The 15,617-nt window shown below is 46.1% G+C and carries 13 protein-coding genes; 9 read left to right on the top strand and 4 right to left on the bottom strand.

What is annotated here, in order from left to right; genetic code table 11:
* Nucleotides 1-44: 44 nt before the first annotated feature.
* Both L0991_08525 and L0991_08520 read left to right on the top strand, forming a co-directional pair.
* Nucleotides 45-1,007: an AraC family transcriptional regulator gene (locus L0991_08525; protein XGB61494.1), complete on the top strand. Its 963-nt coding sequence runs from the start codon at nucleotides 45-47 to the stop codon at nucleotides 1,005-1,007.
* 147 nt (nucleotides 1,008-1,154) lie between these two features.
* A complete protein-coding gene (locus tag L0991_08520; protein XGB61493.1) occupies nucleotides 1,155-1,673 on the top strand; it encodes a lipocalin family protein in 519 nt (172 codons plus the stop codon).
* Between the two features lie 98 nt (nucleotides 1,674-1,771).
* Here L0991_08520 and L0991_08515 read toward each other — a convergent pair whose 3' ends face one another.
* Nucleotides 1,772-2,386: a TetR/AcrR family transcriptional regulator gene (locus L0991_08515; GenBank protein ID XGB61492.1), complete on the bottom strand. Its 615-nt coding sequence runs from the start codon at nucleotides 2,384-2,386 to the stop codon at nucleotides 1,772-1,774.
* Nucleotides 2,387-2,565: 179 nt separating this feature from the next.
* On the opposite strand from L0991_08515, the gene L0991_08510 reads away from it, so the two are divergent.
* The 7 genes from L0991_08510 (at nucleotide 2,566) to cyoE (ending at nucleotide 12,243) form a co-directional block, all read left to right on the top strand.
* The gene (locus L0991_08510; protein ID XGB61491.1) at nucleotides 2,566-3,687 is read left to right on the top strand and encodes an efflux RND transporter periplasmic adaptor subunit; all 1,122 of its coding nucleotides are present in this window, start codon (nucleotides 2,566-2,568) and stop codon (nucleotides 3,685-3,687) included.
* An 8-nt stretch (nucleotides 3,688-3,695) separates the two neighbouring features.
* Nucleotides 3,696-6,794, top strand: a complete 3,099-nt coding sequence (locus L0991_08505; GenBank protein ID XGB61490.1) for an efflux RND transporter permease subunit — start codon at nucleotides 3,696-3,698, stop codon at nucleotides 6,792-6,794.
* 693 nt (nucleotides 6,795-7,487) lie between these two features.
* Nucleotides 7,488-8,384 (top strand): ubiquinol oxidase subunit II, encoded by an 897-nt coding sequence (gene cyoA / locus L0991_08500; GenBank protein ID XGB61489.1) that lies wholly within the window; start codon nucleotides 7,488-7,490, stop codon nucleotides 8,382-8,384.
* Between the two features lie 5 nt (nucleotides 8,385-8,389).
* Nucleotides 8,390-10,447 (top strand): cytochrome o ubiquinol oxidase subunit I, encoded by a 2,058-nt coding sequence (gene cyoB / locus L0991_08495; protein ID XGB61488.1) that lies wholly within the window; start codon nucleotides 8,390-8,392, stop codon nucleotides 10,445-10,447.
* A complete protein-coding gene (gene cyoC, locus L0991_08490) occupies nucleotides 10,437-11,054 on the top strand; it encodes a cytochrome o ubiquinol oxidase subunit III (protein XGB61487.1) in 618 nt (205 codons plus the stop codon). The genes cyoB and cyoC overlap by 11 nt, the downstream gene beginning before the upstream one ends.
* Nucleotides 11,054-11,365 carry a cytochrome o ubiquinol oxidase subunit IV gene (cyoD, locus tag L0991_08485; GenBank protein ID XGB61486.1) on the top strand — a complete coding sequence of 104 codons (312 nt, stop codon included), beginning with the start codon at nucleotides 11,054-11,056 and terminating at the stop codon, nucleotides 11,363-11,365. Before cyoC ends, cyoD begins: the two co-directional genes overlap by 1 nt.
* Before the next feature lie 8 nt (nucleotides 11,366-11,373).
* Nucleotides 11,374-12,243, top strand: coding sequence for a heme o synthase (gene cyoE, locus L0991_08480; protein XGB61485.1), 870 nt, complete (start codon nucleotides 11,374-11,376; stop codon nucleotides 12,241-12,243).
* 62 nt (nucleotides 12,244-12,305) lie between these two features.
* Here the strand turns inward: cyoE and L0991_08475 are convergent, their stop codons facing one another.
* From L0991_08475 to L0991_08465, 3 genes are all read right to left on the bottom strand, one after another.
* Complete coding sequence (locus L0991_08475) at nucleotides 12,306-13,295, bottom strand: efflux RND transporter periplasmic adaptor subunit (protein ID XGB61484.1); 990 nt, start codon at nucleotides 13,293-13,295, stop codon at nucleotides 12,306-12,308.
* Entirely contained in the window at nucleotides 13,295-13,864 is a 570-nt protein-coding gene (locus L0991_08470) for a magnesium transporter (protein ID XGB61483.1), read from the bottom strand. Before L0991_08470 ends, L0991_08475 begins: the two co-directional genes overlap by 1 nt.
* A gap of 563 nt (nucleotides 13,865-14,427) precedes the next feature.
* Nucleotides 14,428-15,339: a hypothetical protein gene (locus L0991_08465; protein ID XGB61482.1), complete on the bottom strand. Its 912-nt coding sequence runs from the start codon at nucleotides 15,337-15,339 to the stop codon at nucleotides 14,428-14,430.
* Nucleotides 15,340-15,617 lie beyond the last annotated feature (278 nt).

Here is a 15,617-nt window from a genome sequence, read left to right as displayed (position 1 = left end):
TCCTGATTAAGTTCACCTGCAGTATATTTAGTGGAGAAAGTTGGATGAGTACCGTTAGTGCAATATCCAATACTTTTCAGTCAAAGTGCTCACTTAAATGGTTTGACGGGTATACTTTCAGTATCAGAGGGTCACAGAGTGTCGTAATGAAAGGTTACTTAGAAAAGGTGCCGCAAAGGATTGGTGCGTCATGGCGCTACAAGAAAATCGTTGAGGACAGCAAGAGTTACGGTTGGCATCGACATGAAGAATATGAGATAGCGATTCATCGTCACTTTTCGGGGCATAGCTTTGTCGGCCATCACCAAAGTGATGTGTTCCACAACCATATGATTTTGGTTGGCCCAGACTTGCCTCATGCCATTTATTCGGAAGAGAGCAGTGATGACCCACGTGTTTGCGAAACCCATGTGATTTGGTTTCGTAAAGATTGGATTGAGCCGTTGATGGCGTGCTGTCGTGAACTTGAACCGTTACGTGTGCTGTTAGAAGACTCAAAGAAAGGGTTGCAGTTTTCTCCTAGTACCGCTGAGAGGGCAACACAATTGCTAGATAAGGTGATGGATCAGCCTCCTCATCAACAGCTACTGACTCTATTCTCTCTGTTTGCTCTGCTGATTGATGACCAAGAAGTCGTGCAGTTAGTTAATCCCACCTTTAGTTCGATTGAAGAAGATGAGGTCAGCGACAAACTAGATAAGATCGAAGCCTTTCTGATGAATCATTTTATCCACGATATTTCAGTAAATGACTTAGCTAGTCATTTGTATATTAGTGAGAGCAGCGTCAGGCGTCTGTTTCAAAAGCACTACAACGAGAGCTTCAGTCAGCGGTTGAAGAAAATTAGATTAAATGTGGCGTGTGATTTACTGCTCAATACATCTCTACCTGTGAATTTGATTATGGAAAAAGTCGGTTATGACAACCAAGCTAACTTCAATCGCCAGTTCAAATCTTATAAGCAGGTGACCCCTACTCAATATCGAGAGTCAATGAAGCGGCTTTAATTCATTCACCAACGAAACGATTTCCATAAACGTCTGAATAATTTAATGTTATATGAACCATGCTAATGGGGTTCACGTATTAACAAGGACGTAAGTTAAGACTCAAATGACTTACTCGTATTACGATTAAAACAAGTCGAGGTTAGGATGAAGAAAATACTTTTGCTTCTGAGTGTTATTTTATTGGTTGGATGCGTAGGCATGCCAGAAACCGTTAAGCCAGTTCAGCAGTTTGAATTGGATAGATACTTAGGGAAATGGTACGAAGTGGCTCGCTTAGACCATTCGTTTGAGCGCGGCTTAAGTAATGTGAGCGCTGAATACAGCCTACGCGACGATGGCGGCGTGAAAGTGATTAATCGCGGCTATTCGGCTGAAGAGGGCGAATGGAATGAGGCAGAAGGCAAAGCATACTTTGTTGAAGGTAGCGACCAAGGTTACTTAAAGGTGTCGTTCTTCGGTCCGTTTTATGGCGCCTATGTGGTGTTTGAATTGGAAGAGGAAGGCTACCAATACGCGTTCGTTTCTGGACCCGACACTGATTACTTATGGCTACTAGCAAGAACGCCTGAAGTCGCACCAGAAGTGATGGAGAAGTTTAAAGTGATGTCGAAAGAGCGTGGTTTTAATACCGATGAGCTGATCATTGTGGAACATACCCAATAAACCGGTCGCTATTTTGGTGAGAGTGACTGACGATTGATAAGGCACAGAGGATGAATTTCTCTGTGCCTTTTTCATTTTTTTCAAAGATAGAGCGACAGCTAGCGAGGCTGGTTTCCATTCAAGAAAAGTGCAACGCATTCGCGCGTGTAGTTGAGTCTTTCTTCATCGGACTCACCGCTATCATGACCGAAGAAAGACCAATAGGCAGATTTGCCATGAAACATCAGCAGCAGTTGACGAGCTGCAATGATCGGTGAGCTAGACGTCGACAGAGTCAGGTCACCAGAATCTAATTTCGATTGCAGGTAATCGGCGAGTAATTTTGTTGTTTTTTGAGGGCCACTTTCTAAATAGATAGAGGCGATCTCTGGGTGCGTGTTGGATTGGCTGACCGCGTTCTGAAAGGTTTGTCGTGACTGTTCATCTAGCAATAAGTCCTGAAATTTCACACCAAACTTCACCAATTCTTCTTCCAAAGTGGCGTCCATATCAAAGGCTGAATGGCTCAGCTCACGCTCGGCACATTTGGTTTGCATGCAGGTTTCAAAAAGAACGTCTTTGCTTTTAAAGTGAGAGTAGACCGTTTGCTTGGAAACGTTCGCTGCTTTGGCTATCTGATCCATATTGATCTTGAAGCCATGTTCAGAGAAAAGCTTACTTGCTGCGGTTAAGATCTGCGATCTCTTCTGTTCACTCTTGATGATTTTCGTCACGTGCTTATTTCTCGCTACCTAGTGCTAACTCGTTGTGCGCTAGCATTATGCTTTTTGTGATGGTTTTATCAATCACTAACGATGAAACTTATTTTTAACATAATCAAACTAGACAGTCTAGTTTGGTTTGGTTAGTCTAAAAAAAGAACATTATTGAGTACCGCATAGGAACAGTGAGTATGTATAAATTGATGAAGGGAAGCGCAGTAGCCGTGGCGTTGTCGACTCTTCTTGTTGGATGTGGTGAAAGCACACAAGCCGAGACAACTACCGATGCAGCGAGCACTGCTGAATCGAACGGTACCGAATCGACAGTGTTAACGGTAGAAACTGTCGTCCTAGAGCGTTCTCCATCATACGAAGTACAACGTGAATATGTCGGTGTGGTAAAAGCGGGCCAACAGGCGAATCTCGGCTTTGAATTGGCGGGGAAAGTTAACGAAATTCTGGTGGATGTCGGTGACACAGTCACAGAAGGTCAGCCGTTAATCAAGTTAGATACTCAGCTGTTGAAGACTGAATCGAGCCAATTGAAAGCGCAAGCTGAAGAAGTGAAAGCGCAACTGAGCCTGGTTGCTGCGAACTTAAAGCGTCAACGTTCACTAAAAGCAAAAGGCTTCAGTGCTGAAGCAGAAATCGATTCGTTAACCAGTGAGCAGCGTGTATTGCAAGCTAACTTGTTGCGCATTGACGCCTCGGTCAAAGGTAACGATCTCAAGCTAGTGAAGTCGACGATTCTTGCTCCTTATTCAGGCACTATCGCCACTCGATTTGTCTCGCTCGGCGATGTGGTCAATGTCGGTAATCCAACGCTCACTCTATTGGCATCGGAAGGCAAAGAAGCCTTTATTGGTATTCCTGCCCACCAAATGCAAAAGGTCACCTCACTCTCAGCTCCTAGTATCCGAGTTGGACGTAACGATTATGCAGTAGAGCTATTGAATCCGGGCGCGATGGTCGACACTCAGTCTCGCAGTGTTGGATTACGCTACCTATTTCCCGAGCAATCTTCGGTATTGGAAGGGCAACTGGCCTACCTTCAATTTGACGAACAGGTTGAGGAGCAAGGCTATTGGGTCCCTTTAACTGGCTTGATTGATGGCTTGCGCGGTGTGTGGAATATCTTTGTGATTGGCGATGGCAACAAAGTTGAACGTAGAAGTGTTCAAGTGATGTTTGCTAACAATCAACAAGCGTATGTGAGTGGTGCGATTGAGGATGGTGAACAGGTTATTGCAAGTGGTTTGCATCGCTTGGTTCCGGGCCAAGCCGTGAAGCCAGTAAGCACTGCTGCTGAATAGGGAATAGTATGAAAATCATAGAGACTATTTCCAATACCCGACTGCTGATCTTAATGACAGCGCTGCTGATGGTGAGTGGCATTTCAGCCTTCATGACGCTGCCGCGCGCAGAAGATCCAGTCATCATCAACCGGTATGCGAACATCACCACTAGCTTTCCTGGCGCCAGCGCCGAACGAGTGGAAACCTTGGTTACGGAAGTTATCGAGAATAAGCTTCGTGAACTGAGCGAAGTTAAACTGGTGAGCTCAACCTCAAGGCCGAGCGTGTCTATTGTCACGCTTGAGCTTGATGACACTATCACCGAGCCTGAACCCGTTTGGTCGCAAGCACGTGACAAGCTGTCTGATATCGAATCCATTTTACCTGCGGGTGCCCATTCTCCCGATCTCGACAGTGACCATACCTATGCTTTCACCACCATTGCTTCTCTGACTTGGTCTGGTGCGGGCGAACCTGATCGTTTAACGCTTGGACGTTACGCCAAAGAACTGGCTAAGCGGTTGAGAACCCTTTCAGGCACTGAGTTCGTTGATGAATACGGGATGCCTCAAGAAGAAATCCAGATCAGTCTACGAACTGCTGATGCCGCTGCGCTTGGTCGCTCTAGTTCAAATATCGCAGAGTCGCTAGAAGGGGCAGATGCTAAGAATTCAGCAGGCGAACTGGTTAGTGCCTATTCTCGATTTGGTTTAGAGATTGAATCGGAACTTGACTCCATTGAACGTATTAAGCAAGTCCCTATCGCGACGGATAGCAATGGTCACATTATCCGCATGGAAGACATTGCTTCGGTAAAGCGTGGTGAGAAAACCCCACAAGATCAGATTGCCATTATTGATGGTGATCCGGGTGTGATCGTCGCGGCGCGAATGCACCCTGATCTTCGGGTTGATAACTGGACTTCACGTGCGAATGCTTTGATCGATAAGTTTCAACAAGAGCTGCCAAGTAATATCGATGTCACCGTGCTGTTCAATCAGCAGGGTTATACCGAAACTCGCCTAGATGATTTAGGCAAAAGCTTGATGATTGGCTTCGGTTTGATCTTGATTGTATTGTTCGTGACCTTAGGTGTCCGCGCGGCAATATTAGTGGCTATTTCGCTGCCACTCACTTCACTACTTACGCTATCGATCATGAAAATGACCGGTGTGCCAATCAACCAGATGTCGGTAACGGGCTTGATTGTTGCGCTCGGGATCATGGTCGATAACGCGGTGGTGATGGTCGATACCATTCAGGCCTATCGATTGAAAGGGCAGCACAGAGCAGAAGCGACCATGAATGCGCTGAAGCACTTGTGGGTGCCGTTGTTGGGCTCAACCTTGACCACGGTTCTGGCGTTTGCACCGATTATCTTGATGCCGGGTGCATCCGGTGAGTTTGTCGGTGGTATTGCGATTACCGTTTCGTTCTCTTTGATCGGTTCTTACATTATCTCGCACACCTTAATTGCTGGCTTAGCGACAAGGTTACTGCCGAAACAATTGAGTGATGTCGACAAGAAAGGACAGCACCATTGGTACATGACGGGCTTAAGAATTCCTGCTCTAACACGTTGGTTCTCATCTTCAGTCCGTTTTGGTGTCACACATCCAATCATCACTATTGCTTTGGTGTTGTTGGTGCCGTTTACTGGCTACTGGAGTATGTCTCAGCTGACTGAGCAGTTCTTCCCGCCATCAGACAGAGACATGTTTGAGATTCAGGTGTACATGCCACCTCAAGCGAGCATTTATGCGACCAAGAATACCTCGGAAAAAATAGACGACATCATCCATCGTTACCCAGAAGTGGAGCGTATTGATTGGCTGGTGGGTGCAAACTTCCCGTCTTTCTATTACAACTTACAAGCAAGGCAAAACAACGCGCCGTACTTCTCGCAAGCTATGGTCAAAACTGAAAACTTTACTCAGGCGAATGCGCTGATTCCTGAGTTGCAAAAGGTGTTGGATGAAGAGGTACCGGAAGCACAAATCTTGGTACGTAAGCTTAACCAAGGCCCTCCATTTACTGCGCCTGTTGAGCTGCGTGTTTATGGTGAAAATCTCGATACCTTAAAAGCGATCGGTGAAGATGTACGCTTGATTCTAGCGGGTGTTCCTCATGTAACTCATACGCGAGAAACCTTGCAGCCGGGTACGCCTAAGGTGTGGCTGAAGGTCGATGAAGACACGGCAAAACTCAACGGTATTTCACTGAATCAGTTTGCTGGCATGTTGCAAACCACATTGACTGGTCGTGAAAGTGGTTCTGTGATTGAAGGCAGTGAGTCAGTGCCTATCCGTGTTCGTGTTGCTGATGAAGCGCGTGAAAACCTTGCGCATTTAAGCAATATCCGTTTGCCAATCAGCTCTGAGGTCTACTCGACCGGCATTAATGTTTCGACTTTGGCTGAGCTTGAATTGACCACCAGTCGCGGTGCGATAACTCGTCGTAACGGGCAGCGTGTCAACACCATAGAGGGCTACATTGAAGCGGGCGTCTTGCCGCAAACCGTGCTCAATGAGTTCCAACACCGATTGGAAAGTTACGAAATTCCATCGGGCTACAGCATCGAATTTGGCGGTGAGTCGGCAGAGCGCGATCACTCGGTAAATAGTCTTGTCTCTAATGTTGCCGTTGTGGTTGTGTTGATGGTGTTAGTCGTCGTGATGTCGTTTAACTCGTTTAGACTAAGTAGCATCATCTTTATGGTAGCGGCATTGGCTGGTGGGCTAGGGTTACTATCGGTGTGGATCTTCGGCTATCCATTTGGCTTTACGGTGATCATCGCGATGCTTGGGATTGCGGGGCTAGCGATTAATGCAGCGATCGTTATTTTGACCGAGTTGAAGCTCGACGAACAAGCCTCATCTGGCAATGTTGATGCGGTCGTAGAGGCGGTGATGTCGTGTACTCGTCATATCAGCTCAACGACGATCACTACTGTTGGTGGATTTATGCCGTTGATTATTGCTGGTGGTGGCTTTTGGCCTCCGTTCGCAGTCGCGATTGTTGGCGGTACGGTATTAACCACACTTATCTCATTCTATTTTGTGCCTGTGGTTTATCATCTGATGACTAAAAAACAGCGCAAAACTGTGGCACCACAAGCGGCATAATTGGCAAACCAGCGCTCTTATTTTCCTCGAAGTGGGAGAGTAAGGGCGTACTTGTCTCTAGGTTTTGGTGGCAAAACGACTCCTTTTACTCTGCTTTAGCTTGGTTGACCTTCTATTTAGATACCCATCACCGTCATGAAATGAAGCTTATTATTCATATTGGCAATGAATACTTCGTGCTAACAATTTTATTTATGAATACCACTAAACTTGTATGTGAATTCATAAACTTGAACTTGATCACGCTTTGTTTAATTCGCGATTTCTAATGTAGTTCATCGCTGTGGTGGTCGTTGGCTACCTGTTTCTCCATCAATTGTTTCTTTGCGATTCCTTTCCACAATTAGCTTTGTTGCTGTAGCACGTATATCTCGTGCGCCTTTTTCTCGACTCATTTCAGTCACTCTACTTTCATAACTGGAAGGTTAGTTTTCAAGTTTGCTGGGTGAGCTTTCAATTCCAACTCCCCATAATGCGCCAAATGTAACAATGTATTTCAAAGTGTAACAATTAAGTCATAATTTTTGTGTGGTTTTAACCGTGCGGTAATGTTTTTACCAAGCAAAATCAGACTCAATTCGGCTTCCCTTTGAGATGCAGCGTTTCACATGCTCAACACATAAATATTCTAATGACCATGATAACCAGTACTCGGACGTTCGATTTGAGACTGGATAACCATCGAGAAAGTTAATGGAAGCTTCAAGATATAAACGCATTTTATCGAGAGCAAACCTGTCGAGGATTGGTTTGGTGGCAACTGCCCTGATGCTCGAAGGATGCAACTCCGCATTGCTCGACCCTAAAGGTAGCGTTGGCGTTCAGGAAAAAGAGCTGATTATTACTGCTTTACTCCTGATGCTGATTGTCGTTATCCCTGTGATCCTAATGACGGTCTACTTTGCTTATAGATACCGCGAAACCAATACCACGGAAGAGTATGCACCTGACTGGGCACACTCGACCAAGATTGAAATCGTAGTATGGACGATTCCAATCATCATTATTGCGATTCTTGCGACTATCACTTGGCGTTCAACACACGAACTGGAGCCATCTAAGCCTCTAGAAAGTGATGTACAGCCAATGGTGATTGAAGTGGTATCGCTGGACTGGAAATGGCTGTTCATCTACCCGGAACAACACATTGCAACGGTTAACTACGTGGCATTCCCGAAAGATGTTCCTGTTACGTTTAGGCTGACTTCAGACAACATCATGAACGCGTTCTTTATCCCGCGTCTTGGTTCGCAGATCTACGCGATGCCGGGAATGGTGACCAAGCTGAACTTGATTGCAAACCACGAAGGTGACTTCAAAGGCTTTGCATCGAACTACAGTGGCGAAGGTTTCTCTCAGATGAAATTCACAGCATCAGCACTGCCTGATCAAGTGGCATTTTTAAACTGGGTGGAGAAGGTGAAGGCAAGCCCTGATCGCATTGAAGATTGGGAACAGTTCCGTTCACTGGCAGCGCCAAGTGTCGCTGAACCTGTGACGCTGTTTTCTAGTGTCCCACCATTTTTGTTCACTGATGTTGTGACCCAGCACCCTGGTTCAATGAACTGTTTGCCGGAAAACCAAGGATAATCGTAATGTTTGGAAGATTAACTCTAGAGTCCATTCCCTACCATGAACCTATTATCGTCGTGACACTTGCGGTGATTGCGCTGGTTGGTTTGGCTGTTGTTGCTGCGGTAACGAAAGCTGGGAAATGGCAATACTTATGGAATGAATGGTTTACTTCAGTAGACCACAAAAAACTGGGCTTCATGTACATTGCCGTTGCAATGATCATGTTGATTCGTGGTTTTGCCGATGCGGTAATGATGCGTAGTCAGCAGTTGTTATCAGCGGCAGGCGAGAGCGGTTACTTACCACCGCATCACTATGATCAGATCTTCACCGCTCATGGTGTGATCATGATTTTCTTTGTGGCGATGCCGTTGGTGATTGGTTTGATGAACATCATCGTGCCGCTGCAAATCGGTGCTCGTGATGTTGCGTTCCCTTACCTAAACAACCTGAGTTTCTGGCTGTTTGTAGTGGGCGTGATCCTAACCAATATGTCACTAGGCCTTGGTGAATTCGGCCGTACGGGTTGGCTAGCTTACCCACCGCTGTCTGGCATTGAGGCAAGCCCTGGAGTCGGGGTGGACTATTGGATATGGGCGCTGCAAATATCTGGTGTCGGTACTACGCTAACGGGTGTGAACTTCTTCGCGACCATTCTGCGCATGCGTACTCCGTCTATGCCAATGATGAAGATGCCAGTTTTCACATGGGCGTCTCTGTGTGCCAACATTCTGATCATCATCTCTTTCCCGATCCTAACGGTTACTATCGCGCTACTGACGCTGGATAGATACATCGGCACGCACTTTTTCACCAATGATCTTGGTGGCAACGTGATGATGTATGTGAACCTGATTTGGGCATGGGGACACCCTGAGGTATACATCCTTATCTTGCCTATCTTTGGTGTGTTCTCTGAAGTGACAGCAACGTTTGCACGTAAAAAGCTATTTGGTTACACCTCACTGGTTTGGGCAACGGTTGCAATCACTATCCTTGCGTTTGTCGTTTGGCTGCACCACTTCTTCACTATGGGCTCTGGCGCGAATGTGAATGCCTTCTTTGGTATCGCAACCATGATTATCTCTATCCCGACCGGGGTTAAGATCTTCAACTGGCTGTTCACCATGTACAAAGGCCGCATCCGTTTCACAACACCTATGCTGTGGACTGTTGGTTTCCTTATCACTTTCACCGTTGGTGGTATGACGGGCGTACTAATGGCAGTACCGGGTGCAGACTTCATTCTGCATAACTCAGTATTCCTAATTGCTCACTTTCATAACGTGATCATCGGTGGCGTAGTATTCGGTTGTTTTGCGGCAATTGGCTACTGGTTCCCGAAAGCGACAGGTTTCACTCTGAACGAAGTTTGGGGTAAACGTGCGTTCTACTGCTGGATCATCGGTTTCTTGATGGCGTTCTTGCCGCTTTACGCTCTTGGTTTTATGGGTATGACGCGTCGTTTGAGCCAAGATATTAACCCTGAATTCTTCCCTCTACTGGCGGTTGCGGCTGCAGGTACTGGTGTGATTGCGATGGGTGTTGTGTGTCAGTTTGTTCAGTTCTTCGTGAGTGTTCGTGACCGTGACCAAAACCGCGACCTTACTGGTGACCCATGGGGTGGACGTACTTTTGAATGGGCAACGTCTTCACCACCGCCGTTTTACAACTTTGCAAAACTGCCTAAGGGCGATGAGCTAGATGCGTTCTGGTATCAAAAGCAAAGTGGTGAGTTCGATCCAACTCAGGAAGAAGAATACGAACGTATCCACATGCCGAAGAACACACCGACAGGTATTTATGTATCTGCATGGTCGTTGGTATTTGGTTTCGCAATGATCTGGTACATCTGGTGGCTAGCGGCGGCAAGTCTGGTTGGTATTGTCGTGACGTGTATTCAACACAGCTACAACGACGATGTTGACTACTACGTGGAAGTGGAAGAGATCAAAGCGATTGAAGCGGCTCGACGTGCACAGTTAGCAGAAGCGAAAAAACAGTCGGTGGGTGAGAACAGCGCTGACGGTGATAACAACACAAATAAAGATGATTTGGAGACGACGTATGCAAGCTAATACTCCGTCGCACACTTACGATCTTGCACACTCGCATGATCATCACCATGACTCAGCGGGCAACAAGCTGTTTGGCTTCTGGGTTTACTTGATGAGTGACTGTGTGCTGTTTGCCACGCTTTTCGCGACTTATGCCGTGTTAGAAAGTGGCTCTATTGCAGGACCAACGGGCAAAGACATCTTCGAACTTCCGTTCGTGTTTGTGGAAACCATGATGCTGCTGTTCAGTAGTATCACTTTCGGTTTTGGCATGATCGCAATGAAACGCCAAGATGTTTCTGGTCTGAAAAAGTGGCTAAAAGTAACGTTTCTGCTGGGTTTAGCCTTTATCTGTATGGAAGTGTATGAATTCCATCACTTGATTGCTGAAGGTTATGGCCCTCAAGAGAGTGCGTTCCTATCTGCGTTCTTTACCTTAGTTGGCACACACGGCTTGCACGTGACGTTTGGTCTTATTTGGATGGCAGTGGCGTATCACCAGCTTTCAACCAAAGGCTTAAACGACAACATGTCGATGCGCTTTCAGTGCTTGAGCTTGTTCTGGCACTTCCTAGATATCGTTTGGATTTGTGTATTTACCATCGTGTACTTAATGGGGGTGATGTAATGGAACAGCATCTAGACAGTGGCGCAAAAGATTACGTGATTGGCTTTGTTGCATCACTGATTCTGACCATTATTCCGTTCTATGTTGTATGGGCGCATGCGCTTCCAAGTACTGAGACTTACGTCGTTCTGTTTGGCTGTGCGCTAGTGCAGATTTTCGTACACTTTAAGTACTTCCTACATATGGAAGTGAAAACAACCGATGGTCAGTGGAACTTAGTATCACTGATGTTTACAGCCATTGTTGTATTGATCCTGATCGCTGGCTCGGTGTGGATCATCTACAACATGAACGTCAACATGAAGTTGTAGGCTAGGGTATGCTGAAAAGTTATTTGTCTATTACCAAACCGGGCATCATTTTCGGCAACCTGATTTCTGTTGCGGCGGGGTTCTTCCTTGCCGCAAAGACAGAACCAGCCAGTGCGATGTTGTTACTGACAACATTGGCGGGTGTGGGGCTTGTGATTGCATCAGGTTGTGTGGTGAATAACATTTTTGATCGCGATATTGATCAAAAAATGAAACGCACTCAGAACCGAGAGTTGGTTCAGGGCAACATCAATACTGACGTCGCATTCATCTATGCGTTGGTCATGTTGCTAGCTGGTACGGCTTTATTGTTCCAATACGTTAATCCGATGTCTGCGGTAGTGGTGTTGCTAGGCTACGTGTTTTACGTCTTTTTCTACACCATGTGGTACAAGCGTAATTCGGTGTATGGCACGCTCGTAGGCAGTATCTCTGGTGCGGTACCACCATTAGTTGGTTACCTTGGCGTGACAAACTACTTGAGTATCGAAGCGGTACTGCTGTTTATCATGTTCTGCTTATGGCAGATGCCGCACTCGTATGCGATTGCGATGTTCCGCATTCAAGACTACCGAGATGCAGGTATTCCTGTACTACCGGTAAAAGAGGGTGTCGATAAGGCCCACAAACACATGAAAGCGTACGTGGTTGCTTTTGGCGCGGTTGCTCTTGGGCTGTTCTTGCTCGGAGAAGCGGGTTACGAATACCTAGCGGTGTCGGCGGCAGTATGCTTTATGTGGACCAAGGTGACATTCCGTAAGGTGGATTGCGCCAACTACATCCAATGGTCAAAGACGGTCTTTAAAGTCTCTTTGCTGGTGGTGATGAGCATCAGCGGTGTTCTAGGACTCGAACTGATCCCGCTGCCATTTTTATAGCGCTGCACTAATAAAATACCCCGCATAAGCGGGGTATTTTTTGTTCTTAGTAGGTTATTGGTTTACCAAGCACCTAGGTAAGACTTGTAAGATTGTAGGCGAACTGTTGCTGCACCAATCACGTCAATGAAGCCCCAGAAAGGATGCGGCTTCTCCGCTGAAATCCAAGCTGCGCCAGCGGCACCGATAGGAATGTTGTAGCCTTCTGGTTCAAAGATTTCTAGCACTACCGTACGACCTAAACCATTGCCGTTTTGAGCGACGTGCTGACCAACGCTTTGCGGACCTTGCAGTGGTGAAATGCTTGATTCACCAGTACCTGCCGTAAAACTGTGTACTTTGGCACGGAACACGTGACCCGGATACGCATCGACAAAGAACTCCGCGAAATCGCCCACTTGCACGTAACCGTAAGTCTGGTCTGAGATACGCATCTCTAAGAACTTTTTACTGGTGTTGTACAGGTGCATGTTGCCCATCACAGAGCCTTCAGCAATGTTGACAATCGATACTTGCCCATCAAATTCTGCTCGCACTGTTTTCTTCTCTTGAGCCCAATTCACTTTCTGTAAATCGGCTTTCAGTGAAGCCAGTTCTGCGTGCATCACACGAAGATCTGAGTGGTACTTTTCAACATCACGAGCATTGAAGATCTCCGGTGACGTTTCAGCACGCTCTAAATCGCGCGTCATCTGTTTGATCTGCTCTTCCTTCTGAACAATAGAAGATTCGATCTTTGCCTTGTCTGCTGCTGAGTCGATATCGACAAGCGTGTAAATTACGTCGCCTTTCTTTACCAATTGGTTGTGGTCAACGAACACTTCATCAATTTGCTGGCCGAAGATCGGTGACATCACAGCATGCGGCGCTTTTACCGTCGATGAGTTGGTCATATCTACCGGAGCCCACAGGCGAGAAACAATTGCCAATAGGCCTAGAATCACAACGCCACCAATCGCAGCCCAAGTGTAGTTCTTAATTGTCTTCTTTAGTGCGCCAGTCGCAAACAGGGACCATACAATCAGAATGTATGGGATCATCATCTCTTTCATTATGCGGCCTCTTTTCCAGTTGCTGTTTGCTCAGACTTAGTTTCTTTTGCTTGTTCACTATCTGTCTTGTGGTCTTCAGCGATCGTTTGGTCACTATCGGACTTTTGAAGCTTCGGTTGAATACCACGGCGGATCACATCACTGATCGATTGACCGATGTGTTTCCAGTTCGCGAGAGCAATGACTAGAGCGATAACCCAGAAGGTTTTGTTGATGAATAAACCACAAAGCGAGAGTGCAAATACAATCTGAACGTGGGCACTTTTGTGTTCTTTAGCCTTGTGCACACCGAGCTCATGGATTTGCCACATACCGTAGATAGCAGCGAACACAACCGCAAGAGTCACCGAGAACAAGTAACCGGAGAAATACTCGCTTTGGAAGAAGTTCATCATCATTTCGTTCGGATGGTTATTGAACTGAGAAAGGTCGATGTCTTTGGAGTGGATTTTACCCATAGGAGCAAGTGCCCAAGCACCAGCAAACATCAGGGCCATAAATAGGCAGAATTTGACGAGAACCATCACGACGGCCCAAACTTTCTGCAGAACAATTTTAAGAATTTTCATATCTCAACCTAAATAATAAGGAGAGAGAAAGTGCAGTCTTGGTACAAGACTTTTAGATGACATCTGCAAGAGGTGTTGAATACCAGTGAGCGTTACCACTGACTGGAGTCAAAAGTATTAGATGACAATTAAAAATCGCTTTGCCCAAAGAGACAACGCATTCTCGCGAACACAGTGTTAAAAACACCGAGCGAAATCATTCTTAAACTAGAGCCAACCATTGCGAAGTTCGGTTGTTGCAGTAGCTTTTTGGGCCGTCGTCCATGATGTGCACAACACAGTCATCTAAACATTTTTAGGTTTTCTATATCGCTTAAGAATTGATTTGTTGGCGAAATAATAGGAAGTGTGAAGGGTGCTATCTACCCAGTATAACGATATTGAACTATCGTAATTACGATAGGTTGATAGGTCATTAAAACGGCAAATGGAATTATTTGAACGGGCTCAAAGTCGAGTTACAAATTATGTAGGCTAAACTAGCCTGGATCAAAGAAGTGGTTAAAAAGCTCGCTAGAAGGCAGGTCAGAAAATTTTGAATTAACTAACCCGCCTCAGGGGTGTTATTTGAAAGGGTTGAGTGTGACTGGAGCAACGAAGAACTTTAAGTTCCAATCTGGCGAATACGGAATGTATTCAGATGGGTTAGCTGTTCCCACGTTAGCATCGGGTTTCATCACGAAATATTGAAGTTCTATACCCCAGCGAACTGGCATCGGTCCGACTTTAAACATGTCAATGTAACCTAAGCCTACAGGTACCGTGAAACGGTCTGAACCATCTTTTTCCCAATCGATTTGAATGTTTGGTGTCATACCGATTAATGCCGTATTACTGACTCGGTAGTTTAAGAAGTACTGGATATCGGCTTGGTTTGTTGATTCAGTGACGCTATCACTGCCGCCTACATCCCACCATTGTTGCGCGAGGATACCTACGTTCCAGCTGTCGATATTCATTGGTTGGCCAGTTTCTTTACCTAACCTTGCGACCAAAGCAGCAGGGCCGACTTGCCATTTATCTTGGGTCAAACCATCCGTACCAGTTGGGGCAATAACGGTAGGACCAACACCCCAAATGAAGCCATCGTCACGGTTTGGTGCTGCTAGAGAGAGGAAGACGGTGTCGCCCATGCCGTTGGTGCGACCTTCGAAGAAGTCACCTTCATCACGATCACCTGGTGCACTGTAATGGTTCGCCACCAAACGGTTCACCAAGTTCCACTCGCCATCCATGATAGGTACAGGCATCACGGGTTGGAAGCTCAAACGGTTCTGCATCTCATGATGACCATCTTCTTTTTCCAAGAAGGTGTAATCATTTTGAGTGATAAGCATCCACACATCCGATACCGGGTTTGCCGATTTTTTTGCCGCTTCCTGAACGGATAATTGCTCGCTCTCTGCCAAGCCCGCGCCTGAATAAGCCACCGCTGCGCCACTGAGAAGTAGTGAAAGTATTTTATTATTGTTCATTTTTATACCGAAGGTCGTTTTGATTTAGTGCCATTGTAGTGTTCAGCACAGGAAGATAAACAAACCCCTCGCAAACACAGTGTCATGTTAACTGAGACAATTTGAAGGCTTTTACTCTGAATTGGCCACTAAATGTCGCGAAGTCGCTGTTCGTGATTAAGCTGGCTTAGAGTGGGAATATCGATCTGAATGAAGACGTTGAGACAAAAGTGAACTTTAATCATGGAGAACTGAAGTAGGCTTACCGCATGTTGCTCCATTCTCAGTTTGGACTAACG

This window comes from Vibrio chagasii, assembly GCA_041879415.1.
GTDB lineage: Bacteria > Pseudomonadota > Gammaproteobacteria > Enterobacterales > Vibrionaceae > Vibrio.
This window is presented reverse-complemented; position numbering and strand designations above follow the sequence as displayed.